This window comes from Pseudomonas sp. ADPe (assembly GCF_014843515.1).
Classification (GTDB): domain Bacteria; phylum Pseudomonadota; class Gammaproteobacteria; order Pseudomonadales; family Pseudomonadaceae; genus Pseudomonas; species Pseudomonas citronellolis.
Window position 1 is genome coordinate 1,403,839 of sequence record NZ_CP062122.1, and the last position, 25,451, is coordinate 1,429,289.

At 62.2% G+C, this 25,451-nt stretch carries 20 protein-coding genes; 14 read left to right on the plus strand and 6 right to left on the minus strand.

Annotated elements, in window-relative coordinates; all coding sequences use genetic code 11:
- The first annotated feature begins 57 nt into the window (after positions 1-57).
- Positions 58-1,260, plus strand: coding sequence for an aminotransferase class V-fold PLP-dependent enzyme (locus tag IG194_RS06405; protein ID WP_058490939.1), 1,203 nt, complete (start codon positions 58-60; stop codon positions 1,258-1,260).
- Positions 1,257-1,661 carry a SufE family protein gene (locus IG194_RS06410; RefSeq protein WP_058490941.1) on the plus strand — a complete coding sequence of 135 codons (405 nt, stop codon included), beginning with the start codon at positions 1,257-1,259 and terminating at the stop codon, positions 1,659-1,661. Before IG194_RS06405 ends, IG194_RS06410 begins: the two co-directional genes overlap by 4 nt.
- A 266-nt stretch (positions 1,662-1,927) precedes the next feature.
- Here IG194_RS06410 and tcdA read toward each other — a convergent pair whose 3' ends face one another.
- Positions 1,928-2,746, minus strand: a complete 819-nt coding sequence (tcdA, locus tag IG194_RS06415; RefSeq protein ID WP_043319422.1) for a tRNA cyclic N6-threonylcarbamoyladenosine(37) synthase TcdA — start codon at positions 2,744-2,746, stop codon at positions 1,928-1,930.
- 215 nt (positions 2,747-2,961) lie between these two features.
- On the opposite strand from tcdA, the gene IG194_RS06420 reads away from it, so the two are divergent.
- The 5 genes from IG194_RS06420 to IG194_RS06440 all read left to right on the plus strand — a co-directional run bounded on the left by IG194_RS06420 (position 2,962) and on the right by IG194_RS06440 (position 10,313).
- Positions 2,962-5,571 (plus strand): glycosyltransferase, encoded by a 2,610-nt coding sequence (locus IG194_RS06420; protein ID WP_058490943.1) that lies wholly within the window; start codon positions 2,962-2,964, stop codon positions 5,569-5,571.
- Positions 5,572-7,790: 2,219 nt separating this feature from the next.
- Positions 7,791-8,939: a succinyl-diaminopimelate desuccinylase gene (gene dapE / locus IG194_RS06425; RefSeq protein WP_058490945.1), complete on the plus strand. Its 1,149-nt coding sequence runs from the start codon at positions 7,791-7,793 to the stop codon at positions 8,937-8,939.
- A complete protein-coding gene (locus tag IG194_RS06430; protein WP_167361010.1) occupies positions 8,936-9,109 on the plus strand; it encodes a hypothetical protein in 174 nt (57 codons plus the stop codon). The genes dapE and IG194_RS06430 overlap by 4 nt, the downstream gene beginning before the upstream one ends.
- Positions 9,109-9,918 carry a putative RNA methyltransferase gene (locus tag IG194_RS06435; RefSeq protein ID WP_058490947.1) on the plus strand — a complete coding sequence of 270 codons (810 nt, stop codon included), beginning with the start codon at positions 9,109-9,111 and terminating at the stop codon, positions 9,916-9,918. The genes IG194_RS06430 and IG194_RS06435 overlap by 1 nt, the downstream gene beginning before the upstream one ends.
- 11 nt (positions 9,919-9,929) lie before the next feature.
- The gene (locus IG194_RS06440) at positions 9,930-10,313 is read left to right on the plus strand and encodes a hypothetical protein (RefSeq protein WP_058490950.1); all 384 of its coding nucleotides are present in this window, start codon (positions 9,930-9,932) and stop codon (positions 10,311-10,313) included.
- A 310-nt stretch (positions 10,314-10,623) separates the two neighbouring features.
- Here the strand turns inward: IG194_RS06440 and IG194_RS06445 are convergent, their stop codons facing one another.
- The 5 genes from IG194_RS06445 to IG194_RS06465 form a co-directional block, all read right to left on the minus strand.
- The gene (locus tag IG194_RS06445; protein WP_003082372.1) at positions 10,624-10,833 is read right to left on the minus strand and encodes a cold-shock protein; all 210 of its coding nucleotides are present in this window, start codon (positions 10,831-10,833) and stop codon (positions 10,624-10,626) included.
- Between the two features lie 388 nt (positions 10,834-11,221).
- Entirely contained in the window at positions 11,222-12,196 is a 975-nt protein-coding gene (locus IG194_RS06450; protein WP_058490952.1) for a DUF4340 domain-containing protein, read from the minus strand.
- Positions 12,197-12,206: 10 nt separating this feature from the next.
- The gene (locus IG194_RS06455; protein ID WP_058490954.1) at positions 12,207-14,042 is read right to left on the minus strand and encodes a GldG family protein; all 1,836 of its coding nucleotides are present in this window, start codon (positions 14,040-14,042) and stop codon (positions 12,207-12,209) included.
- A 10-nt stretch (positions 14,043-14,052) separates the two neighbouring features.
- Positions 14,053-14,787, minus strand: a complete 735-nt coding sequence (locus tag IG194_RS06460; RefSeq protein WP_009616584.1) for an ABC transporter permease subunit — start codon at positions 14,785-14,787, stop codon at positions 14,053-14,055.
- Positions 14,784-15,707, minus strand: a complete 924-nt coding sequence (locus IG194_RS06465; RefSeq protein WP_043271228.1) for an ABC transporter ATP-binding protein — start codon at positions 15,705-15,707, stop codon at positions 14,784-14,786. The genes IG194_RS06460 and IG194_RS06465 overlap by 4 nt, the downstream gene beginning before the upstream one ends.
- A gap of 312 nt (positions 15,708-16,019) precedes the next feature.
- Between IG194_RS06465 and plsB the strand changes: the two genes are divergently transcribed.
- The 7 genes from plsB (at position 16,020) to IG194_RS06500 (ending at position 25,450) form a co-directional block, all read left to right on the plus strand.
- Positions 16,020-18,512 carry a glycerol-3-phosphate 1-O-acyltransferase PlsB gene (plsB, locus tag IG194_RS06470; RefSeq protein ID WP_058490956.1) on the plus strand — a complete coding sequence of 831 codons (2,493 nt, stop codon included), beginning with the start codon at positions 16,020-16,022 and terminating at the stop codon, positions 18,510-18,512.
- Positions 18,513-18,705: 193 nt separating this feature from the next.
- A complete protein-coding gene (locus tag IG194_RS06475; RefSeq protein ID WP_009616581.1) occupies positions 18,706-19,152 on the plus strand; it encodes a low molecular weight protein-tyrosine-phosphatase in 447 nt (148 codons plus the stop codon).
- Between the two features lie 32 nt (positions 19,153-19,184).
- Positions 19,185-21,413: a polysaccharide biosynthesis tyrosine autokinase gene (locus IG194_RS06480; protein WP_058490958.1), complete on the plus strand. Its 2,229-nt coding sequence runs from the start codon at positions 19,185-19,187 to the stop codon at positions 21,411-21,413.
- Between the two features lie 95 nt (positions 21,414-21,508).
- Positions 21,509-22,009 (plus strand): transcription/translation regulatory transformer protein RfaH, encoded by a 501-nt coding sequence (rfaH, locus tag IG194_RS06485; protein WP_064987562.1) that lies wholly within the window; start codon positions 21,509-21,511, stop codon positions 22,007-22,009.
- A gap of 189 nt (positions 22,010-22,198) precedes the next feature.
- Positions 22,199-23,155, plus strand: coding sequence for a hypothetical protein (locus IG194_RS06490; protein WP_192353645.1), 957 nt, complete (start codon positions 22,199-22,201; stop codon positions 23,153-23,155).
- A 236-nt stretch (positions 23,156-23,391) separates the two neighbouring features.
- Complete coding sequence (locus IG194_RS06495) at positions 23,392-24,423, plus strand: glycosyltransferase (RefSeq protein WP_064987561.1); 1,032 nt, start codon at positions 23,392-23,394, stop codon at positions 24,421-24,423.
- Positions 24,404-25,450, plus strand: coding sequence for a polysaccharide pyruvyl transferase family protein (locus IG194_RS06500; RefSeq protein WP_082996244.1), 1,047 nt, complete (start codon positions 24,404-24,406; stop codon positions 25,448-25,450). The genes IG194_RS06495 and IG194_RS06500 overlap by 20 nt, the downstream gene beginning before the upstream one ends.
- Position 25,451: the final 1 nt, after the last annotated feature.

Sequence of the window (25,451 nt, forward strand, 5' to 3'; positions counted from 1 at the left end):
GAAGCGGGCTGCACAAGGCACTTCCAGCTTCCAGCTTCCAGCTTCAGGCTTACAGCCATGCTTCTTTCCCCCTGGCGCTCCGCGTTCCCCGCCCTCGCCGCGCTGGCAGCCGAGGAGCAGACCTACCTCGACAGCGCCGCCACCGCGCAGAAGCCCCAGGCCATGCTCGACGCCCTGGCCGGCTACTACGCCAGCGGAGCGGCCAACGTCCATCGCGCCCAGCACCTGCCCGGCGAGCGCGCCACCCGCGCCTTCGAGGCGACGCGCACACGCCTGGCGCAATGGCTGGACGCCGGCAGCCCGGAACAGCTGGTGTTCACCCATGGCGCCACCGAGGCCCTGAACCTGCTGGCCTACGGCCTGGAGCCGCTGTTCGGCGAAGGCGACGAGATCGCCGTCAGCGCCCTGGAGCACCACGCCAACCTGCTGCCCTGGCAGCAACTGGCGCTGCGCCGCGGAGCGAAGCTGGTGGTGCTGCCGCTGGACGACCGCGGGGTCATCGACCTGGAGGCCGCCAGGCAGCTGATCGGCCCGCGCACCCGCCTGCTCGCCGTGAGCCAGTTGTCCAACGTGCTCGGCACCTGGCAGCCACTGCCGGAGCTGCTGGCCCTGGCCCGCGCGCAAGGCGCGCTGAGCGTGGTGGACGGCGCCCAGGGCGTGGTCCATGGCCGGCACAGCCTGTCCGCCCTGGGCTGCGACTTCTACGTGTTCTCCAGCCACAAGCTCTACGGCCCCGAGGGCCTGGGCCTGCTCTGGGGCCGCGCGGACGCGCTGGCGCGCCTGCGCCACTGGCAGTTCGGCGGCGAGATGGTGCAGAACGCCGATTACCAGAGCGCGCACTTCCGCCCGGCGCCGCTGGGCTTCGAAGCCGGCACCCCGGCCATAGGCGCGGTGATCGGCCTGGGCGCCAGCCTCGACTGGCTGGCTCGCCAGGACGCCGCGGAAATGGCCGCCCACGAGGCCCTGCTGCACGCACAGTTGCTGGCCGGGCTGCGCGCCCGCGACGGCGTGCGCCTGCTGGGCGAACCCCAGGCGGCGCTGGCCAGCTTCGTGGTGCGGGACGTGCACAGCGCCGACCTCGCCCACCTGCTCACCGAACAGGGCGTGGCGGTGCGCGCCGGACACCATTGCGCCATGCCGCTGCTCAAGCGCCTGGGCCTGCCCGGCGCCATCCGCGTATCCCTCGCCCTGTATAACGACGGCGCCGATCTGGAGCGCTTCTTCCGAGCCCTCGACGGCGCCCTGGAACTGCTACGATGAGCCTGCCCGAAGCCGCCCGCCAGGCACTGGAAGCCTTCGCCGGGCAAGCCTCCTGGGAACAGCGCGCGCGCCTGCTGATGCAATGGGGCGACAGGCTGGAGCCGCTGGACGAGTCGGAACGCAGCGAGGCCAACCGCATCCATGGCTGCGAAAGCCTGGTCTGGCTGGTGGCCGAACAGCGCGATGGCGCCTGGCACTTCCGCGCCACCAGCGACGCACGCCTGCTGCGCGGGCTGATCGCGCTGCTGCTGGTGCGAGTGCAGGGGTTGCCGGGGGAGGAACTGGCGCAACTGGACCTGAGGCAGTGGTTCAACGAACTGGGCCTGGGTCGTCAACTGTCCCCGTCACGCAGCAATGGCCTGAATGCGGTGCTCCAACGCATGCGCGAACTCATTTCGTAGGAGCGAGCTTGCTCGCGAACAACCGAGTCAAGCTCAACTCCGGAGCGATATCGAAGTCCGCCCCCCTCTCCCCAGCCCTCTCCCTGAAGGGAGAGGGAGCCGTATGGTGTGAAGCGCACTAACGGCGCTCACTGCTACTCCAATGTTGCCGGCAAACGCCGAGATATCCGCTGGCACGGACAGTCCCCTCTCCCTTCAGGGAGAGGGTTAGGGAGAGGGAGCGGAGTAACAGCAAACACCTCGATAACAGGTGAGCGCCGTTCGCGTTAAGAGGGATTTCCAGCCGCGCTACGCTCCGAAGGCCGCCGCGCCCCCGCCACCAACTTATCCACAGCCCTCGCCGCCGCAGCCATGCCAAAGGTGGCCGTAACCATCATCACCGCCCCGAATCCACCCGCGCAGTCCAGCTTCACCCCTTCCCCGACGAAGCCCTTGGCCTGGCACACGCTGCCGTCCGGCTTGGGGTAGCGCAGTTGCTCGGTGGAGAACACACAGGGCACGCTGTAATGCCGCCCCGGCGTGCGCGAGAAGTTGTAGTCGCGGCGCAGCAGCGAGCGCACCTTGGCCGCCAGCGGGTCGTTGAAGGTCTTGTTCAGGTCGGCCACCTGCACCTGCGTCGGGTCGACCTGGCCACCGGCGCCGCCGGTGGTGACGATCTGGATCTTGCGCCGCTTGCACCAGGCGATCAGCGCCGCCTTGGCCGGCACGCTGTCGATGCAGTCGATGACGAAGTCCATCTCCGTGGTGATGCAGTCGGCCATGCTCTCGCGGGTGACGAAGTCCGCCACCGCGTGGACCTTGCACGCCGGGTTGATGGCGCGGATGCGCTCGGCCATCACCGCCACCTTGGGCTTGCCCACGGCGCCTTCCAGGGCGTGGACCTGGCGGTTGGTGTTGGTCACGCAGACGTCGTCCAGGTCGAACAGGGAAATCTCGCCGACGCCGCTGCGCGCCAGCGCCTCGGCCGCCCAGGAGCCGACGCCGCCGATGCCGACCACCGCCACGTGGGCCGCGGCCAGGCGCTCCAGGCCCTGGGTGCCGTACAGGCGGGCGATGCCACCGAAACGCTGATCGTCCACTACCATCACAGTGTCTCCGCAAAAAACGCCCGGCATTCTATAGGAAGGCGGGCGCCAGGGCCGGCCGAATTGACGCCCGGCAAGGCCATAACCGGCCACCAGGGACATTCTATGCCGCCCCCGCGGCGCCGGACGGGAGCTATACACCCAAGGGGGTGCGGGGTAGGATGCGCGCCGACCCGTTCCCGGCCCCGAAACACCGACAGGAACCCGATCGCTCCATGCCATCACGCAAATTCGGCCTCAACCTGGTCGTGCTGGTCGCCCTGGCCGCCCTGCTCACCGGCGTCTGGGCCCTGTACAACCGCCCGGTGAGCGCGCCGGACTGGCCGGAAAGCATCTCCGGCTTCTCCTTCTCGCCCTTCCGCCTGGACCAGAGCCCGCAGAGCGGCCGCTTCCCCAGCGACGAGCAGATCCGCTCGGACCTGGAACTGGTCTCGCGGATGACCGAGAACATCCGCACCTACTCGACCAAGGGCAGCCTTTCCGACATCCCCTTCCTCGCCGAGGAGTACGGGATGCGCGTCAGCCTGGGCATCTGGATCAGCGCCGACGAGGCCGAGAACGAGGCGGAGATCGCCCGCGGCATCGAGATCGCCAACCGCTCGCGCAGCGTGGTGCGGGTGATAGTCGGCAACGAGGCGCTGTTCCGCCGCGAGGTCACCAAGGACCAGTTGATCGGCTACCTCGACCGCGTCCGCGCCGCGGTGAAGGTGCCGGTGACCACCGCCGAGCAGTGGCACATCTACGAGAAATACCCGGAGCTGGCCAAGCACGTCGACCTGATCGCCGCCCACGTGCTGCCCTACTGGGAGTTCGTGCCCATGCAGGACTCGGTGCAGTTCGTCCTCGACCGCGCCCGCGACCTGCGCCTGAAGTTTCCGAAAAAGCCGCTGTTGCTGGCCGAGGTCGGCTGGCCCAGCAACGGCCGCATGCGCGGCGGCGCCACCGCCACCCAGGCGGACCAGGCCATCTACCTGCGCGAACTGACCAACGCGCTGAACAAGAAGGGCTACAACTACTTCGTGGTCGAGGCCTTCGACCAGCCGTGGAAGTACACCGACGAAGGTTCGGTGGGCGCCTACTGGGGCGTGTTCAACGCCGCGCGCCAGCCCAAGTTCAACTTCCAGGGCCCGGTGGTGGCCATTCCCAAGTGGCGCGTGCTGGCCATCGCCTCGGTGGTGCTGGCGCTGCTCACCTTCACCCTGCTGCTGATCGACAGCAGCGCCCTGCGCCAGCGCGGGCGGACCTTCCTCGCCGTGGTCTCGTTCGTCTGCGCGTCCATCCTGGTGTGGATCGGCTACGACTACAGCCAGCAGTACAGCACCTGGTTCAGCATCACCGTCGGCGTGCTGCTGGGCATAGGCGCGCTGGGCGTGGTGATAGTGCTGTTCACCGAGGCCCACGAGCTGGCCGAGGCGGTATGGACGCGCAAGCGCCGCCGCCTGTTCCTGCCGGTCACCGAGGCCGACGCCTACCGGCCCAAGGTCTCCATCCACGTGCCCTGCTACAACGAGCCGCCGGAGATGCTCAAGGAGACGCTGAACGCCCTGGCCAGGCTCGACTACCCGGACTTCGAGGTCCTGGTGATCGACAACAACACCAAGGACCCGGCCGTGTGGGAGCCGGTGCAGGCCCACTGCGAACTGCTCGGCCCGCGCTTCCGCTTCTTCCACGTGGCGCCCCTGGCCGGCTTCAAGGGCGGCGCGCTGAACTACGCGCTGCAGTTCGTCGCGCCCGACGCCGAAGTCATCGCGGTGATCGACTCCGACTACTGCGTCGAGCCGGACTGGCTCAAGCACATGGTGCCGCATTTCGCCGACGCGCAGATCGCCGTGGTGCAGTCGCCGCAGGACTACCGCGACCAGCACGAGAGCGCCTTCAAGCGCCTGTGCTACGCCGAGTACAAGGGCTTCTTCCACATCGGCATGGTCACCCGCAACGACCGCGACGCGATCATCGAGCACGGCACCATGACCATGGTCCGTCGCCAGGTGCTGGACGAGCTGAAGTGGGCCGAATGGTGCATCACCGAAGACGCCGAGCTGGGCCTGCGGGTGTTCGAGCGCGGCCTCTCGGCGGCCTACTTCGAGCGCAGCTACGGCAAGGGCCTGATGCCCGACACCTTCATCGACTTCAAGAAGCAGCGCTTCCGCTGGGCCTACGGCGCCATCCAGATCATGAAGCGCCACACCGACGCCCTGCTGCGCGGCCGCGGCCCGGACGGCAGCAAGCTGACCGGCGGCCAGCGCTACCACTTCGTCGCCGGCTGGCTGCCGTGGATCGCCGACGGCATGAACATCTTCTTCACCCTCGGCGCGCTGCTCTGGTCGGCGGCGATGATCATCGTGCCCAAGCGCGTCGACCCGCCGCTGCTGATCTTCGCGATCCTGCCGCTGACGCTGTTCGCCTTCAAGGTCGGCAAGATCCTCTTCCTCTACCGGCGCACCGTGGGCGTGAACCTGCGCGACGCGCTGTTCGCCGCGCTGGCCGGGCTGTCGCTGTCGCACACCATCGCCAAGGCGGTGCTGTACGGCTTCGTCACCCGCTCCATCCCGTTCTTCCGCACGCCGAAGATGCGCTCCAGCCACGGCCTGCTGGTGGCCCTGGCGGAGGCCCGCGAGGAAGTCTTCATCATGCTCCTGCTGTGGGGCGCCGCCCTGGGCATCGTGCTGGTGCAGGGCGTGCCCAGCCCGGACCTGATGTTCTGGGTGGTGATGCTGCTGGTGCAGTCGCTGCCGTACCTGGCGGCGCTGATCATGGCCCTGCTCTCCTCGCTGCCGCGCCCGCGTGAGGAAGAAGCGCTGAGCGGGTCCGAGCAGGTGGGCTGAACGGCCAGGCTTTCGTAGGATGGGTTGAGCCTTGGCGATACCCATGCGGTCATGGCGATGGGTATCGCTTCGCTCAACGCCATCCTACGAAAAGCCATGCTCGCTCCTACGCCATCCCACGCACCGTGCTCCTTGTAGGAGCGCGCCCTGCGCGCGATATCGCGGGCAGGGCCCGCTCCTACAGTTGAGCTCGGAATGGCCCTGCTCTCCTCGCTGCCGCGCCCGCGCGAGGAAGACGCGCTGAGCGGGTCCGAGCAGGTGGGCTGAACGGCCAGGCGCTTTTCGTAGGATGGGTTGAGCCTTGGCGATACCCATGCGGTCATAGCGATGGGTATCGCTTCGCTCAACACCATCCTACGAAAAGCCATGCTCGCTCCTACGCCATCCCACGCACCGCGCGCCTTGTAGGAGCGCGCCCTGCGCGCGAAATCGCGGGCAGGGCCCGCTACAGTTGAGCTCGGAATGGCCCTGCTCTCCTCGCTGCCGCGCCCGCGCGAGGAAGAAGCGCTGAGCGGTTCCGAGCAGGTGGGCTGAACGGCCAGACGCTTTTCGTAGGATGGGTTGAGCCTTGGCGATACCCATGCGGTCATGGCGATGGGTATCGCTTCGCTCAACGCCATCCTACGAAAAGCCATGCTCGCTCCTATGCCATCCCACGCACCGCGCTCCTTGTAGGAGCGCGCCCTGCGCGCGAAATCGCGGGCAGGGCCCGCTACAGTTGAGCTCGGAATGGCCCTGCTCTCTTCGCTGCCGCGCCCGCGCGAGGAAGAGGCGCTGAGCGGCTCCGAGCAGGTGGGTTGAACGGCCAGGCTTTCGTAGGATGGGTTGAGCCTTGGCGATACCCATGCGGTCATGGCGATGGGTATCGCTTCGCTCAACGCCATCCTACGAAAAGCCATGCTCGCTCCTACGCCATCCCACGCACCGTGCTCCTTGTAGGAGCGCGCCCTGCGCGCGATATCGCGGGCAGGGCCCGCTCCTACAGTTGAGCTCGGAATGGCCCTGCTCTCCTCGCTGCCGCGCCCGCGCGAGGAAGACGCGCTGAGCGGGTCCGAGCAGGTGGGTTGAACGGCCAGGCTTTCGTAGGATGGGTTGAGCCTTGGCGATACCCATGCGGTCATGGCGATGGGTATCGCTTCGCTCAACACCATCCTACGAAAAGCCATGCTCGCTCCTACGCCATCCCACGCACCGCGCGCCTTGTAGGAGCGCGCCCTGCGCGCGAAATCGCGGGCAGGGCCCGCTACAGTTGAGCTCGGAATGGCCCTGCTCTCCTCGCTGCCGCGCCCGCGCGAGGAAGAAGCGCTGAGCGGTTCCGAGCAGGTGGGCTGAACGGCCAGACGCTTTTCGTAGGATGGGTTGAGCCTTGGCGATACCCATGCGGTCATGGCGATGGGTATCGCTTCGCTCAACGCCATCCTACGAAAAGCCATGCTCGCTCCTATGCCATCCCACGCACCGCGCTCCTTGTAGGAGCGCGCCCTGCGCGCGAAATCGCGGGCAGGGCCCGCTACAGTTGAGCTCGGAATGGCCCTGCTCTCTTCGCTGCCGCGCCCGCGCGAGGAAGAGGCGCTGAGCGGCTCCGAGCAGGTGGGTTGAACGGCCAGGCTTTCGTAGGATGGGTTGAGCCTTGGCGATACCCATGCGGTCATGGCGATGGGTATCGCTTCGCTCAACGCCATCCTACGAAAAGCCATGCTCGCTCCTACGCCATCCCACGCACCGCGCTCCTTGTAGGAGCGCGCCCTGCGCGCGAAATCGCGGGCAGGGCCCGCTCCTACAGTTGAGCTCGGAATGGCCCTGCTCTCTTCGCTGCCGCGCCCGCGTGAGGACGAAGCGCTGAGCGGGTCCGAGCAGGTGGGCTGAACGGCCAGGCGCTTTTCGTAGGATGGGTTGAGCCTTGGCGATACCCATGCGGTCATAGCGATGGGTATCGCTTCGCTCAACGCCATCCTACGAAAAGCCATGCTCACTCCTACGCCATCCCACGCACCGCGCTCCTTGTAGGAGCGCGCCCTGCGCGCGAAATCGCGGGCAGGGCCCGCTCCTACAGTTGAGCTCGGAGTCGGAGAGATCGTAGGAGCGAGCTTGCTCGCGAACGGACTCTTCGCCCCTACGCGCATCCTGCCAGGGAAACCGCTGCGACCAGACGACGCGCTGTCCCCGCGCTTTTGCTTTAAGATGTGCGCCTTTTCCGTTTCACCCTGGATGCCTTGCCCATGTCCCTGTCGCCGACCCTGGCCCTCGCCTGCGAGCTGATCCGCCGGCCCTCCGTCACCCCCGTCGATGCCGACTGCCAGCAGCTGATGATGCAGCGCCTGGCCGCCTGCGGCTTCGACCTGGAGCCGATGCGCATCGAAGAAGTGGACAACTTCTGGGCCCGCCGCGCCGGCCGTGATGGCGGCGCAGGCCCGGTGCTGTGCTTCGCTGGGCACACCGACGTGGTCCCCACCGGCCCCGCGCAGGCCTGGCAGCACCAGCCGTTCGACGCCCTGATCGACGCCAACGGCATGCTCTGCGGGCGCGGCGCGGCGGACATGAAGGGCAGCCTGGCGGCCATGATCATCGCCACCGAGCGCTTCGTCGCCGAGCACCCGGACCACCGCGGCAGCATCGCCTATCTGATCACCAGCGACGAGGAAGGCCCGGCGCAGCACGGCACCAAGGCCGTGGTCGAGCGCCTGCGCGCGCGCAACGAGCGCCTGGACTGGTGCATCGTCGGCGAGCCGTCGAGCACCGCCCTGGTCGGCGACGTGGTCAAGAACGGCCGCCGCGGCTCCCTCGGCGCCACCCTCAAGGTACGCGGCGTGCAGGGCCACGTGGCCTACCCGCACCTGGCGAAGAACCCCATCCACCTGGCCGCCCCGGCCCTGGCCGAGCTGGCCGCCGAGCACTGGGACGACGGCAACGCCTTCTTCCCGCCGACCAGCTTCCAGATCTCCAACATCAACGGCGGCACCGGCGCCACCAACGTCATCCCCGGCGAGCTGGTGGTGGTGTTCAACTTCCGCTTCTCCACCGAATCCACCCCGGAGGGGCTGCAGCAGCGCGTCGCCGCCATCCTCGACAAGCACGGCCTGGACTGGCACATCGACTGGGCGCTGTCCGGCCTGCCGTTCCTCACCGAGCCGGGCGAACTGCTCGACGCCGTGGCCGCCAGCATCCAGGCGGTGACCGGCCGGCAGACCACCCCCTCGACCTCCGGCGGCACCTCGGACGGGCGCTTCATCGCCACCCTGGGCACCCAGGTGGTCGAGCTGGGCCCGGTCAACGCCACCATCCACCAGGTCAACGAGCGGGTGCTGGCCAGCGACCTCGACCTGCTGAGCGAAATCTACTACCAGACCCTGGTGCGGCTGCTGGCATGAAAGACGTGAAGAAAGGCTTCTGCCTGGCCGCCACCCAACCCGACATCCCACCGCCGGCCCCCGCCGCCGAGCGGCGCTACGCCCTGCGCAGCTACCAGCTCAACCTGCGCCAGCGCAGCCTGCCGCTGCTCACCGTGCTGAGCCCGCTGCGCACGGAGCGCAAGGACTGATGCTCACCTGCCCGATCTGCCAGGCGCCGCTGGAACACCTCGACAACAGCGTGAAGTGCCCCGCCGGACACAGCTTCGACCGCGCGCGCCAGGGCTACCTGAACCTGCTGCCGGTGCAGCACAAGAAAAGCCGTGACCCGGGCGACAACGCCGCCATGGTCGAGGCTCGCCGCCAGTTCCTCGGCGCCGGCCACTATGCCCCGCTGGCCCGGCGCCTGGCGGAGCTTGCCGCCGAACGCGCACCGGCGCGCTGGCTCGACATCGGCTGCGGCGAGGGCTACTACACCGCCCAGCTCGCCGAGGCCCTGCCCGCCAGCGACGGCTACGCCCTGGACATCTCCCGCGAGGCGGTGAAAGCCGCCTGCCGCCGCGCCCCGCAGCTGACCTGGATGGTCGCCAGCATGGCCCGGGTGCCGCTGGCCGACGCCAGCTGCCAGTTGCTGGCCAGCGTGTTCAGCCCCATCGACTGGAACGAGGCGGCGCGCCTGCTGGCCCCCGGCGGCGGCGTGCTGCGCCTGGGCCCGGGCCGCGACCACCTGCTGGAACTGCGCCAGCGCCTGTACGACGAGGTGCGCGAGTACGTCGACGACAAGCACCTGGCCGACCTGCCGCCGAGCCTGGCCCTGGCCCATACGGAAAGCCTGAATTTCCGCCTGGCTTTGGACAGCCGCGAAGCCCGCGAAACCCTGCTGGCGATGACGCCCCACGGCTGGCGGGTCAACCCGCAGCGCCGCGAGCGCATCCTCGCCGAGCCCTTCGAGGTCACTGTGGCGGTGCGCTACGATTGGCTGGAACGCCAAAAACCCTGACGAGGACGCCCATGCGCCAACCGGATATCGAGATCTACCTGAAGGACGCCGACCAGGCCGCCGTCGGCGCCTGGCTGGCCGAGGCGCTGGGCCCCTGCAGCGAATGGCGGCGCCAGGGCGAGACCTTCAAGTGCCTGGCCGACAGCCCCAGCGGGATGATCCCGCTGACCTGGCTGCCGCAGGCGGTGGGCAAGTGGCACAGCCTGTTCATCGACAGCGACGCCACGCCCTGGGACGACGACCTGGCCTGCGCCAGGGCGGCCAATGCCGCGCTGGGCGTGGAGGTGCGCTGCGCACCGGGCAGCTGGAGCGAAGAACAGGGCGAGGAAGACGCCGACCGCTGGCTGAAGGTGACCGCCGAGGGCGTCGCCGAGATCACCTGGCGAACCGCCTGAAGCACGAAAACGACGCTGGCGCGATGCGCGGCGTCGTTGCTGAAGAGCCGGGCGCCAGGCGCCGGCTGGAAAACGAAGGCCCGTCTCGCGACGGGCCTTTGTCTTCGGGGGCTCAGAGCCTGTTTACGATCTCGCGAGCTAGAGCAGAACAAGGCGCAACGACCAACGGGAGTAACAGCCGAAGGCTGGCCCGAAGGGCGAGCGCAGCGAGTCAAACAGGCGAGGAAGCGCAGTTTAGCTAGCTAAATGAGCATTACTCGCCTGTTTTCAACGCAGTTATGCCGACGCGCAGCAGATCGTAAACGGGTTCTCAGACCTTGGAGACGTCTTCCGCCTGCAGGCCTTTCTGACCCTGGATCACCGAGAACTCCACTTTCTGGCCTTCGACCAGGGAGCGGTGACCTTCGCCACGAATGGCGCGGTAGTGGACGAAAACGTCCGGACCGCTGTCGCGTTGAATGAATCCATAACCCTTGGCGTCATTGAACCACTTGACGGTTCCGACCTCACGATCAGCCATTACCACACTCTCCAACTCGCTATTATTTTTGGGTGGCCCCCGGGAATGAGGACTGCAACGGCTCGACAGGCGGAGGGTTGTCCGCATTGACCGTCCAGGGCCTTAGCCGCTGGATGGGCAATTCGAATAACGCCCCAATGACGACCGCGCTCCCGAGTATATAAATCAAAAGTTACAGCTGGAAAGCACTTTTTCGCCTCAGTGCCAGCACCGTGGCCGATGCGGCCAAAGTGCCATTTTACGGGGCTTCCAGGGCCATTCTGGTGCACTTGGACGATGTAACGGAGTTGTAAGTTTTGTCATTGTCGGCGTGCTGTAGCGCACATTTCCGAACGCCCGTGGCGAAAGTTGCCGACCGGAACTTCGCCCGGCCGGCCTTTGAAATACCTCAAGGTTTCTTCGCGGTGAAATCCGCCAGGTACCTGGCCAGCGCCTCGTACTGGTTGGCTTCGATGCGGTAGGCCCAGCCCTGGCGCGCCTGGATCTGCCCGTCGGCGAACCCCTCGACGCGGTCCAGCAGCAGCCAGTTCTGCCCGCCCTGCTCCAGCACGCGCCCGCTCAGGCTGGCGCCATCGAGGGTCTTGAGCGCCAGGTCCAGCCGCGCCGGCCCCTTGAACTGCACCTGGTCCAGCGGCGCCGTTTCGCTGAAGGTCAGGGCGCCGAAGGGCGTGGCCATGCCGTTGGCGATGGACTCGTAGGCCAGCTTGGCGTCCCTGGGCAGCTGGCGTACCCGCAGGTTGGGCTCGCCGGCCTTGTCGCGGAACACCGTCAGGGTTTCCCCGCCGGGGTAGCTCACCGACACCTCGGCGATCTTCTCGAAAGGAATGCTGGTGATGCGCCGGTCCAGCCAGTCCAGTTCGTCGGGCGGCAGGCGCAGGTCCTTGTCGATCAGCCAGACCTGCTCGTCGCCGGGCTGGCGCACCAGGCGCCCGCCCTGCTGCGCGGCCTTGCCCACCAGCAGCTCCAGCGGCGCTCCGCCGCTGCGCTCCAGGCTCAGGCGCACGCCGGCGCCCTCGCCCTGGTCGGCGACGCCGAGCTGGGCGAAGTTGCCCGGCTCGCGGGTCTTGGCCTCGACCTTGCGCGCCTGCGCCAGGTCGTGCAGCAGGTCGCCGACCAGGCGCCCGGCCGCCGGGTAGCCGGCCTTGGCCGGCATCACCCAGCGACCGTCCTGGCGCGCCACGCGGATGTCCGGCTGGCCGGGGCGGCGCACTGTCACCGCGCTCACCTGCTGCGCGTCCAGGCCCGGGAAATAGCGCACCTCCGCCGGCGGCGCCAGGCGGGCCGGCTCGCGCTGCAGCCAGGCGAAGAGGCCGCCGAGCGCCACCACCAGGACCACCAGCAGGATCAGACTCTTGCGTTGCATGGCCGCCTCCTCAGGCCTGGCGCCGGCGGCGCCACCACCACAGGGCGAGCACGCCCAGGGTCAGCAGCAGCGGCACGGCGGCGATGTTGACGATCTTCAGGGTGCGGCCGAGGGACTCGATATCCGCGTTGAGCTGGAACTGCACGTCGCGCAGCTCCTTGCGGATGCGCACGCGCTCCTGGATGAACTGCTGCATCGCGCTCTGCTGCTCCGGCGTCAGCTCCAGGGCCTTGCCCGGGTCGGGATTCTGCAGCGCGGCGAGCTTCTGCTCGGTGTCGGCCAGGCGCTGCTTGAGCGCGTCGGCCTTCTCGCGGAAGCGCGTCTCGGCCTGGCGCTGCAGCTCGTCCACCACGGTGAACGGGCGGCTGAAGCGGCCGCGCGAGCGCACGCTGATCAGCGCGTCGGAGCCGGCCAGGTTGTCCAGCGCGTTGATCACGAAGCTGGCATTGTCGGCCCAGGGCTGCGGCACGCGCTGGCCGAAGAAGTCCTGCACCTGCACCCACATGCGGTCGGTGAGCAGGTCGGTGTCGGCCACGGCGATGACGTTGATGCTGTCAGCGCTCTTCAGGCCGTCCTTGCGGCCCTCGATGCCATTGGGGAAGGCGCTCTGCGCCGGGCCCTGGATGCGCGCGGCCATGACGTAGCGCTGGCCGGTGGGCTTGAGCTGGGCCATCAGCTCGCCTGGGTCGCGCAGGGTGGCGAAGCGCTGGGCGTCGAAGGGCATCGCCTGCGCCGAACTCTGGATCAGCGGGGTGAAGCGGGTCTTCGCGTCCTTGAGCGGTTCGAGGATGCCAGCGGTGGCCAGGGTCAGGTTCTCCAGCCCGGCGGTGGCCACGTCGTTGGCGTCCAGCGCCTTGGCGTCGAGGTTCAGCCAGGCCGGGTGGTGCGCCGCGCGCTGGCCCTGGCCCATGCTCACCGACATGGCGTAGCTGGCGTCGCCGAGCACCTTGCCCGGCAGCAGTTGCACGCCCCAGGCCTTGAACAGCGGTTCGAGGTCGGAGGCCTGGTCGCCGGGGCCATCCAGCGCGGCCATGGGCGAGGATTTGTCGGCCTCGCTGAAGGGATCGACGAAGGCCAGCAGCTTGCCGCCGCGCAGCACGAACTGGTCGATGGCGTAGAGCGTCTGCTGCGGCAGGTGCTTGGGGTGCACCAGCAGCAGCACGCTGACGTCGTCCGGGATGGCGTCGACGTCGGGCTTGAGGCTCTTCAGGTCGAACTGCTGGCGCACCTCGTCGAGCAGCATCCAGGGCGAGCTGGGTTGCTGCGTCTGCATGTCGAAGCCGCCGGTCATCTGCAGGGTGCTGAGCACGCCCACCACCGGCCGCTTGGGGTGCGCCAGGGCGTTGACCAGGCGGCTGAGGTCGTACTCCAGGAATTCCTCGTGGTCCGGCTGGAAGAACGGGATCACCTGGATGTTGTCCAGGGCGTCGGTGCCGGCCAGGCCGAAGTACAGGGTGTCGCCGCCCTGGTTCAGCGGCACCGCCTGCAGGCCGAACTCGGCGGCCTTGTCCTCCTCCTCGGAGAACGGCTGCGGGTCGATGATGTGCAGGCGGATCTTGCCGTCGGCCTCGCGCTCGTAGGCCTTGAGCAGTTCCTCCACGCGCTTGGCGTAGTTGCGCAGCGGGACCAGGTCCTTGCTGCCCTTGTCGGAGAAGAAGAAGTACAGGTTGATCGGCTCGCCGATGGAGCCCAGCACCTTCTTCGTGCCGTCGGAGATGGTGTAGAGCTTCTGCTGCGTCAGGTCCAGGCGCGCGCCGGTGAAGGCCAGCCCGGACACCAGGTTGAAAGCCAGGAACAGCAAGGCGATGACCAGCAGCCCGGCGGCGGAATACATCAATTTCTTCATGCGGGCTTCCTCAATCGGCTTTCTTCAGGTCGACCACCACCGCCGTGGCGGCGAGCCAGGCGACGATCAGGCTGGCGAAGAACAGCAGGTCGCGCAGGTCGATGACGCCCTTGCTAATCGCATCGAAGCGCGTCAGGAAGCTCATCGAGGCCACCGCATCCAGCAGCCACTGCGGCGCCCAGGCGTTGAAGGCGTCGAGCACCAGGGGGAAGCCGCTGACGATGAACACGAAGCACATCACCACGGCGAGGATGAAGGCGATCACCTGGTTCTTCGCCAGCGCCGACATGCACGAGCCGATGGCCAGGTAGCCGCCGGCCAGCAGCCAGCTGCCGAGGTAGCCGGCGAGGATGGCGCCGTTGTCCGGCTCGCCCAGGTAGTTGACCGTGAGCACCATGGGGAAAGTCAGCAGCAGCGCGATGCCGGCGAACACCCAGGCGGCGAGGAACTTGCCGGTAACCGCCTCGAAGCGGGTGATCGGCAGGGTCATCAGCAGCTCGATGGAGCCGGACTTGCGCTCCTCGGCCCACAGGCGCATGGCCAGCGCCGGAATGAGGAACAGGTAGAGCCAGGGATGGAAGTTGAAGAAGGCCGTCAGATCCGCCTGGTTACGCTCGTAGAAATTGCCCAGGTAGAAGGTGAAGACCCCGGACAGCACCAGGAAGATGACGATGAACACGTAGGCCAGCGGGGTGGCGAAGTAGCTCGCCAGCTCGCGCTTGAAGACCACCGGCAACTGCTTCATGCCGCCTCCCCCCTGGTCAGGCTGCGGAACACCTCGTCGAGGCGGCCGCGCTCCACGTCCAGCTCGCGGATGCGCCAGCCGCGCTCGGCGATCAGCGCATTCACCTGCGGGAAGATCACCTCGCCGGGCTTGGCCAGCAGTGTCAGGCTGTGCTCCAGCGGGTTCTCTTCCAGCGCCGCCACGCCCGGCAATGCGGCCAGGGCCGCGCGGTCCAGCTCGCCGTCGGCGACCAGGGTCACCGCCTGGTGGTAGCGCGAGCGGCTTTCCAGCTCGAAGGGCGTGCCGTCGGCCAGCAGGCGGCCGTTGGCGATCACCACGGCGCGGGTGCAGACCGCGGTGACCTCTTCGAGGATGTGGGTGGAGATGATGACGATGCGCTCGCGGGCCAGGCCGCGGATCAGCTCGCGGACCTGATGCTTCTGGTTCGGGTCCAAGCCGTCGGTGGGCTCGTCGAGGATCAGCACCCGCGGGTCGTGGAGGATCGCCTGGGCCACGCCGACGCGGCGCTTGAAGCCCTTGGAGAGGGTCTCGATGGACTGCTCGCGGACACTCTCCAGCTCCAGTTGCTCGACCACCCGCGCCACCCGCTCGCGCTTCTGCGCGCCGCGGTAGCCGCGGACCTCGGCGATGAACTCGAGGAAGCCGCGCACGCGCATGTCGCCGTAGCAGGGCGCGCCCTCGGGCAGGTAGCCGATCAGGCGCTGGGCCTGGAGGGTCTGCGTCTGGATGTCGAAGCCGTGGATGCTCGCGGTGCCCGAGGTGGGCGCGAGGAACCCGGTGAGCATCTTCATGGTGGTGGACTTGCCGGCGCCGTTGGGGCCGAGAAAGCCCAGGACTTCCCCCGGTTGCACACTGAACGACAGGTCGTCCACCGCGGTGTGCTGCGCGAATCGCTTCGTGAGTCTGCTTATTTCGATCATTTCTCTCACCGTTGCGCCAAGAGCCCGCCGCGAACTCGGAACACACGGGGCAGACGAGCTCCCACAAAATGCCGCCGGGAATATATGAACCGACGGACGGCAGTGCAAGGTGGAGACTGTGACGAAAAAGTACACTGCCGTGCATGAAAATTTATTTAGGAATGCGGTCCTATTCCTACATCGAAAGCAGCCGAGCGGAGGTCATAGCATGCTTCCAGGCTGCCGTCCCACCCTTTTGCCTGCCGTAGCGTTGCGGCACACTAGCGTCCGCTTGGTCGCCGCCGAGCCCCGTTCAACTGCCTGCGAGCCCGTATGCCCCGTTACCCGTTCCGCCGCTTCGGCTTTGGCGTCCTGCGCCGCCTGCTCTACCTCTGGGTGCGCTCGGAAACCATCAACCAGTCGTCCCTGAGCCTGAAGATCGACCGCAGCAAACCGGTGCTCTACGTGCTGCAGCAGCCTTCGGTGAGCGACCTGGCGGTAGTCGACACGGAGTGCCGCAAGGCCGGCTTGCCGCGCCCGGTGATGCCGGTGGCGGTGGGCAGCAGCGTCGAGCCGGCGGCCTTCTTCTACCTGACGCCGGAGCCCGACTGGCTCGGCCGCCAGGACAAGCGCGGCGCGCCGCCGGCGCTGATGCGCATGCTCGCGGCCATCGGCCAGAACGGCGTGGACGATGCGCAGATCGTCCCGGTCAGCGTGTTCTGGGGCCAGTCGCCGGACAGCGAGAAAAGCGCCTGGAAGCTGCTGTTCGCCGACAACTGGGCGGTGACCGGGCGCCTGCGCAAGCTGGCGCGCATCCTCATCCTCGGGCGCAAGACGCGGGTGCAGTTCTCCGCGCCCATCCACCTGCGCGAGCTGGTCGACCAGGGCAAGGGCCAGGAGCGCACCCAGCGCATGGTCCAGCGCATCCTGCGGGTGCACTTCCGCAACCAGAAGACCGCGGTCATCGGCCCGGACCTCTCGCACCGCCGCACCCTGGTCAAGGGCCTGTTGCGCGCGCCCCTGGTGCGTCAGGCCATCCAGGAAGAGGTCGAAACGCAGCACCTCTCCACGGAAAAGGCCGAGGCCCTGGCCCTGCGCTACGCCAACGAGATCGCCGCGGACGTGTCCTACCCGGTGATCCGCTTCCTCGAAGTCACCCTCACCTGGTTCTGGAACAAGCTCTACGAAGGCGTGCGGGTCAACCACATCGAGCGCGTGCAGGACGTCGCCCAGGGCCACGAGATCGTCTACGTGCCCTGCCACCGCAGCCACATAGACTACCTGCTGCTGTCCTACCTGCTGTTCCGCAACGGCCTGACGCCGCCGCACATCGCCGCCGGCATCAACCTCAACATGCCGGTGGTCGGCTCCATCCTGCGCCGCGGCGGGGCCTTCTTCATGCGCCGCAGCTTCAAGGGCAACCAGCTGTACACCGCAGTGTTCAACGAATACCTGCACACCCTGTTCAGCCGCGGCTTCTCCACCGAATACTTCGTTGAGGGCGGGCGCTCGCGCACCGGGCGCATGCTCCACCCGCGCACCGGCATGCTCGCCATCACCCTGCGCAGCTTCCTGCGCGACTCGCGCCGGCCGATCGTCTTCGTGCCGGTGTACATCGGCTACGAACGCGTTCTGGAAGGCCGCACCTACCTGGGCGAGCTGCGCGGCGCGGCGAAGAAGAAGGAATCCATCTTCGACCTGTTCAAGGTGGTGGGCGCGCTGCGCCAGCGCTTCGGCCAGGTGTGGGTGAACTTCGGCGAGCCGATCCACCTGGACAGCTTCCTCGAACAGCACGAGCCCGGCTGGCGCAAGCAGGAACTCGGCCCGGAATACCGCCCGGCCTGGCTGCCGGAAGCCACCAACCAACTGGCCCGCGAAGTGGCCCGTCACCTCAACGACGCGGCGGCGATCAACCCGGTCAACCTGGTGGCCCTGGCGCTGCTCTCCACCAGCCGCCTGGCCCTGGACGAACGCGCCCTGGAACGCGTGCTGGACCTGTACCTGGCGCTGCTGCGCAAGGTGCCCTACTCGCCCAGCGCCACCCTGCCCGACGGCGACGGCAAGGCGCTGATCGAATACGTGAAGAGCATGAACCTGCTCGCCGAACAGAAGGACGCCCTGGGCCGCATCCTCTACCTGGACGAGCAGAACGCCGTCCTCATGACCTACTACCGCAACAACGTCCTGCATGTATTCGCCCTGCCGGCGCTGATCGCCAGCTTCTTCCAGAGCAACGCGCGGATCAGCCGCGAACAGCTGCTCAACTACACCCGCGCGCTCTACCCCTTCCTGCAACAGGAACTGTTCATCCGCTGGGACCTGGAGCAGCTCGACGCCGTGGTCGACCAATGGCTGGCCGCGCTGGTGGAACAAAACCTGCTGAAACAGGACGGCGACGCCTACGTGCGCCCGGCGCCCAGCTCGCGCGAATACGTGCTGCTGACCCTGCTCGCCCGCGCCATCACCCAGACCCTGCAGCGCTTCTACATGGCCATCGCCCTGCTGCTCAACGCCGGGCAACGCCAGCTCAGCGCCGAGGAGCTGGAGAACCTGTGCACCGTCATGGCCCAGCGCCTGTCCATCCTCCACGGCCTGAACGCCCCGGAATTCTTCGACAAGACACTGTTCCGCAACTTCATCCAGGCCCTGCTCGACCAGCGCGTGCTGCGCAAGGATGAAGAAGGCAAGCTGAGCTACCACGAGAAACTGGGCGAAGTGGTCGAAGGCGCGGCCAAGCGTGTGCTGCCGGCGGAGATCCGGTTGTCGATTCGGCAGGTGGCGCTCGAACGCCCGTCCCAGGAAGAAACCCCAGCCTCCGCCCCCTGATCCCGCACGTATCCCTGGGGCCGGCAGACGACAAGCGGTCGGCCCCGTCAAACCCGCGTACTCATGGCAATTCGCCATTTTCAAAAGTTCGAAGCCCGTCACAGAAGGGCTGTGAGCCTTGACTCAGGGTGCCGTGGCTCTTACATTTCCCAGCTTTCATACATACACATCTGTAGGATCAAGGAACGTCCCCGTGTTCAAAAGGATATTGGTCGTCTGCGTCGGTAACATTTGCCGTAGTCCTACCGCAGAACATCTGCTGCGCCAGCGCCTGGCCGGCAGCGATATCCAGGTGAGCTCCGCCGGCCTCGGCGCCCTGGTCGACAAGCCCATCGAAAGCCACGCTCTCGCCATCCTCCAGCAACACGGCGAGCAGCCGCACGAACACCGTGCCCGCCAACTGACCTCCAGCCTGCTGCGCGAATCCGACCTCGTCCTGGTCATGGAAAAGCGCCACCTGCAAGGCGTCAGTCAGATCGCCCCGGAATCCCGCGGCAAGACCTTCCTGCTCGGCAAGTGGCAGGACGATCGAGAAATCCCCGACCCCTACCGCCAGAGCACAGCCGTGTTCGAACACGCCTACGCGCTGATCGAACAAGGCGTCGACGCCTGGGCCAAACGCATTCGCCCGACCCGCTAAGCCTCACTGACAAAGAAGTAAAAGAAGCCCCCATGCAACAGCAACCTGCGGTAGCCATTCACGACAAAGACGATGACGAGATCGACCTGCTCGGTCTGCTCGGCACCCTGATCGACCACAAATGGCTGATCGCCGGCATCACCGCGGGCTTCATGGCCGTGGGCGTTGCCTATGCGCTGCTGGCTACGCCGATCTACCGGTCGGATGCGATCGTGCAGGTGGAGCCGAAGAAGCCCAGCATTCCAGGTCTGTCGGATATGGGGGACTTGCTGGGGGCACAGTCGGAGGCTATTACCGAGATTCAACTGCTGACTTCGCGTTCGGTCATCGGCAAGGCAGTGGATAACCTCAAGCTGAATATCGTGGTGGAGCCGTCGCGCTTCCCGCTGATTGGTGGCTTCCTGGCTCGACATTTCCGGCCGGAAACTCCTGATGAAGTCGCGGCGCCTGTGTTCGGCCTGAGCCGTTTTGGTTGGGGCGGCGAAGAACTGAAGGTCTTCCAGCTCGATGTACCGACTGCTCTGCTGGAAAAGAATCTCACGCTGATCGCAGGAGAGAACGGTTCCTACACCCTGCTGGACGATGATGACAATGTTCTGGTCGAAGGCAAGGTGGGTGAAGCCTATGACCAGCACGGCGTGAAAATCCAGGTCGAATCCCTGCACGCCAATCCGGGCACCCATTTCGACGTAGTGCGTGAGCGCCGGCTGACCACCATCCTGCGCTACCAGGACAACCTGAACGTAGCCGAGACCGGCAAGGAATCCGGCATCATCAGCCTGTCGCTGGAAAACGATGAGCCGGCGCGCGCCCTGCAGGTACTGGACGAGATCAGCAAGCTCTATGTCCGCCAGAACGTTGAGCGCGCTTCTGCCGAGGCAGCTTCCAGCCTGGAATTCCTGCGTGGCCAATTGCCCGACGTACGTCGCGAACTGGAAAAGGCCGAAGACGCCCTGAGCGCGTACCAGACCAAGTCCAAATCTGCAGATATCAGCCTGGAAACCAAGGCCCTGCTCGACCAGATCGTGGCACTGGACACCAACATCTCCGAACTAAAGCTGCAGCAAGCGGAGATGGATCGCAAATTCACCCGCCAGCATCCGGCCTACCAAGCCCTGCAGACGCAGATCGGTGAATTGACTTCGAAGCAGAACGGCCTTACCCACAAGGTGGAAGGCCTGCCGGAAACCCAGCAGGAGCTGCTACGTCTGACTCGCGACGTTGAAGTCAGCACCGCCATTTACACCCAGTTGCTGAACAAGGCCCAAGAACTGGACGTGATGCGTGCAGGTGCAGTGGGTAACGTGCGCATCATTGACTCCGCGGATGTGGATATCACCAAACCGGTCAAGCCCAAGAAGGCCATGATTGTCCTGGTAGCCACGCTGCTAGGCCTGTTCTTTGCCGTTGGGCTGGTCCTGCTGCGCAAAGCACTGAACCGCGGCATCGAAACACCGGACGCCATTGAGCAACTCGGCCTGCCGGTATACGCCTCGATTCCCTATAGCGTTCTGCAGAAAGCAGAGGAAGATAAACGAGACAAGGGGCGTGGTCGCTCTGCCAAAGCTGCACCGCTGCTTGCCATCAGTCATCCCACAGACCTGGCCATCGAGTCCCTGCGCAGCCTGCGCACCAGCCTGCATTTCGCCATGCTGGAAGCCGGCAACAATCGCCTGATGATTTCCGGTCCCAGCCCGGCAGTGGGCAAGACCTTCGTTTCCTCCAACCTGGCAGCCGTCATCGCGCAAACCGGCCAGCGTGTACTGCTGGTAGACGTGGACATGCGCAAGGGCTATCTGCACAAGGTGCTCAATAGCGGGGAAGAGAATGGCCTGTCCGACATTCTGGTCAAGCGTTGCGACTTCAACACAGCCGTACGCGCCACCGAGATCGAGGGTTTCCACTTCATTCCGCGTGGCCAGATCCCGCCGAACCCTTCCGAACTGCTGATGCACCCCAACTTCACGGCCTTCCTAGAGGAAGCTAGCCGGCAGTTCGACCTGATAATCCTGGATACCCCACCGTTGCTGGCAGTGACCGACGCCGCCATCGTTGGCCGCCAATCCGGCACCAATCTGATCGTCACCCGCTTCGGCCTGAACCCGGCGCGGGAGATCGAATTGACCATCCGCCGCTTCGCGCAGAACGGCATCGAGCTGAAAGGCGCGATCTTCAACGGTGTGGAAAAACGCGCCTCGGCCTACTACGGCTATGGCGGCTACGGCTACTACCACTACGAATACAAATCGGACAAAGCCTGATCGAGGAGAGGCCAGAGAAGGCCTTATCCACATACCCGTCCGCATAAAGGACATTGGAACGCCGCAGGAGCAGTCAGTCCTGCAACGAGGGAATCATGCCGGACGCAACCGGAAAACGCTGGTATTTAATCCAATGTAAACCGCGCCAAGCTTCGCGTGCTCTAGAACATCTAGAGCGACAGGGATATGAATGCCTACTCCCATTATACTTCGTCGAGCGTCCACAAAAGGGAAAGCTTTGTCGTATTGAAGAGCCGTTATTTCCTGGATATTTATTTATTTTCCTAGATAAAGTTGAAGACAACTGGCTCCCTATTCGTTCAACTCGAGGAGTAAACCAGATTGTTTCTTTTGGTGGGATTCCAGCCCCTATACCAGAATATATCATTGAAGAACTTATTGCACTCCCACGCCCGACACTACCAGCATTAATAGAAGGCGACAGAGTCAAAATAGATATCCCTAATTTTAGAAGTTTAGATGCTATATTTATTTCAAAAGATGGCAATGAGAGAGCCCTCCTTCTATTGAGCATCTTAAATAGAGAGTTAGTAATTAGCATTTCAAGCAATTCACTTAAAAAATTAGACTCATAGCACTCAAGAAAATAAACTTCTCGCAACGACTAAGCTCTTTATTCAAAAAGGCAACTCTTCCGATACACAAGAGCCCCTGAAAGACCAAGCATAATCTACCTATTACACATTATTTTTCTGCCTGCGTCCTCAGGAGTTTGACCATAAATTCTGGGGCGGTAGCATTCTTTCAGAGCTGAGATTCTGATCATGATTGAAAATTTTTGGCAACTAATCTTGGCCAGTCTTTTTCCTGGGGCATGTCTTCTACTCCTCATACTCATAACCATTAGAATAAAAGATACATCGCTAAAAATAATTGCCCTTATATATACATACCCTGCAATTCATCTACTTTATCTAATGAATGGAGGGGAAGGAGTACGAATAGAAACAACAGGACTGAACTACTATTCCGACTATGTAGAAGAAGCCTTCTGGACATATATAGCCTCGAACGTTGTCTTTCTCTTCCCCCTTAGAACTTGCTTCAACAAAATCTACTATCCACGTTATAGAATAAAAGTAAGAGAATCCAGCTTCTGGATAATATTTTCTCTATATGCCATTTCAGCAGCAATAGCACACCCTTGGGTGATCCAAGCATCCGCAAGAAGAGAGCAATTTCTTTTAAGCAATGCCTTTGTAGCGCTTTACATTGCAACCTTTATAATACTTTGCATTAGCAGCTCAACCAAGAACAGCCCAACAAAAAAAACTCTCGTTGCTATCATCCCTCTTGTTCTAATACTTGCTGGCGAGCGCGTGAACAATATATTGATGCTAGCTGCTCTCTTTCTGATGCAAGGCCACATGCCTAAAGCAGCCATGTCCAATAAGCAAAAACTCGCCGCAACCATGGCTATTTTAGTAGCTATATCAGGGAGCATTATTGCAGGAGAGATTCGAGATGGAGCAGCCTCAGAATCGTATATCCTGAGTGCAGCCAAACTTTTAAACTATACCACCAGCATTGAATCCCTCCATGTTTATCTTTCAGGCTTTTGGTATATCAAGAACGAAGGAACAACACCCCTACCAATACTTAACATATTGTATTCCTTGATTCCTCTTCATCCCTTGGGGGGGGGCTGGCTCTCCTTATTTTTACGACAAGATAATCTCTGGAAAAATCAGTACTGTCGGTGGCGGGATGTTTATCACTGAAGGTCTATTAATCTTAGGACCTCTAGGCTGCATCATATGGGCCTTTATTCTTGGCAGTTTATTGAAAGCACTGTTTGAAGCAAAAAACAAAACACTCAACACTTTCTACCCGTTATTCTTCATACTTTCTTTCAGAATATTATGGTATGGCTGGATATATATTATACCTCCAGCATATATTCTGGCAGCACTAATTGGACTTATAAAACTCTCGAGCACATTAAAAAATTCCAAAAATGAAAATATTACATATAACTGAAGCATGGAAGGGTGGCATTTCAACCTACGTAAAAATGCTAATTGAACATCAAGTTCAATCCGGCCATAATGTTTATCTTGCTGTAAGCAGGGATGCTGAAGAACTTCCGAACTGCAATGTAATAAAATATACATCATCTAGAAGCGTTATAGGTGTTATTCGAGCCTCGCATGAAATATCTAGGATTTACAACTCATTAACTCCCGACATAATTCATGCGCATAGTACATTTTCCGGCATCTACGCAAGATTTAAAAAGAGTTCATTCAAGTTAATCTACACACCGCATGCTTGGAGTTTTTTAAAGAAAGACTCACCTTATATTAGCAGAAAAATCTACTCCTTAATCGAAAGAACATTAAGCCGTAGAACCTCAATAATAACTTGCATGTCCTTAGAGGAAATTGAGGAAGCTATAATCAGGGGTATACCTAAAGAAAAGTTAAGGCTGATATACACAGGAGTCCCTAAACTAGATATCACCTTAAATCCAGTCAGAACATCAGGAGCTATAAAAATTGGATTCTTTGGGAGGTTAGACTATCAAAAAGGATTTGATATACTTCTTTCTGCAGCAAAAAATCTAGCTCCACATATTCAGATTCATATATTTGGAGAAGCCGTTAGAGGAGGGGTGCCTTCTTCCCCTCATGACCGGTTTCAATATCATGGCTGGATTGAGCAAAAACAAGTATCTTCTGCCATGCAAGAGATGGATATAATTTTAATACCATCTAGATGGGAAGGATTTGCCCTCACGCCTCTTGAAGCAATGCGTGCAGGTCGTGGAGTAATAATATCAAAGAGCTCATCGTTACCCGAGACGGTAATCAGCGGTTTTAATGGAATCATTTTAGAGGACTTATCTCCACACACACTATCAAGCGTTTTAAACTCCTTAACGCGAGAAACCTGCCATAAGCTTTCTATAAATGCTAAAAAAGTCTTTGACGAAACGTTCACGGCCACTAAATTTCTTGAACAACTAGATGAAGCCTACAAATTCTAAAGTATATTTATTACATGCTTACAGCTCCAAAAACTCGGGAGATGGGCTTCTCGTTAAGCTCAGCTTAAAACAAATTAGAAATCTGGGGGTTACTGAGAAAATAAATATTGTATGCTTAGATCCAGAAAGCTTTAAAGGCTATATCAATACTCCAGGAGTAAGAATTCTCTCTCTTTTCCAATACATATCTGAGTCTATAGTCGACATTATAACTCGAAAAAACTCTATATCTTTCGGCGTAGGTGGTGGCTATTTGCGCTCTAGTGATGCCAAAGAGGGACTCAAAAGCCTTATAGCACACGGCACTCAAATATTCTTAGCTAATTTAAAGAATGGGAAGAGTTATTATCTACCACAAAGCGTAGGCCCCCTTAAAGGGATCCCGGGAAAACTAATAAGTCATCTAACAAAAAAAATAGACTTAATATTCTCACGCGATGACAAAACCATCACTGAACTATCTAGCCATAGGAATATAATTCGCTGCCCTGACTTGGTCGCCATAGAAATACTAGAAAACATAAATACAATTAAACCAAGACATCCAAATTGCACAGGGCTCATATTTAGAGACCTGCCCAGTTACAAGAAAAGTAAAACATACGAGAAGAGCCTAAAGGAAATTCTAAATAGAACAATCTCGCCGATTCTGCTTCTACAGTCTCATAGCCGAGGGAATAACGATGACAAATACTATAAAAGGACATTACCTGATTACACCGCTATCCCAGTCGTAAAACTAGCGGAAGACTTTTCTCCTTCAGTGATATCCGTAAGATTGCATGGCAGTTTAGAGTCAATACTTAGAGGAAGCCCCAGCATTCATCTTTCTTATGAACGCAAAGGCTTTTCTGCATATAAGGATCTAGGATTGGAAGAATATGTATTTGATTCAAAAAGCTTTTCAGCTCTAGAAGTTATCAAACTAAATAATTCCATACATGACAATAGTGAATTTTTTTGGCAGAAGATTAAATACAAAGCAACCTCATTTGAGAGCCCACTTAGGGTAATTAAGGTTAACTAGA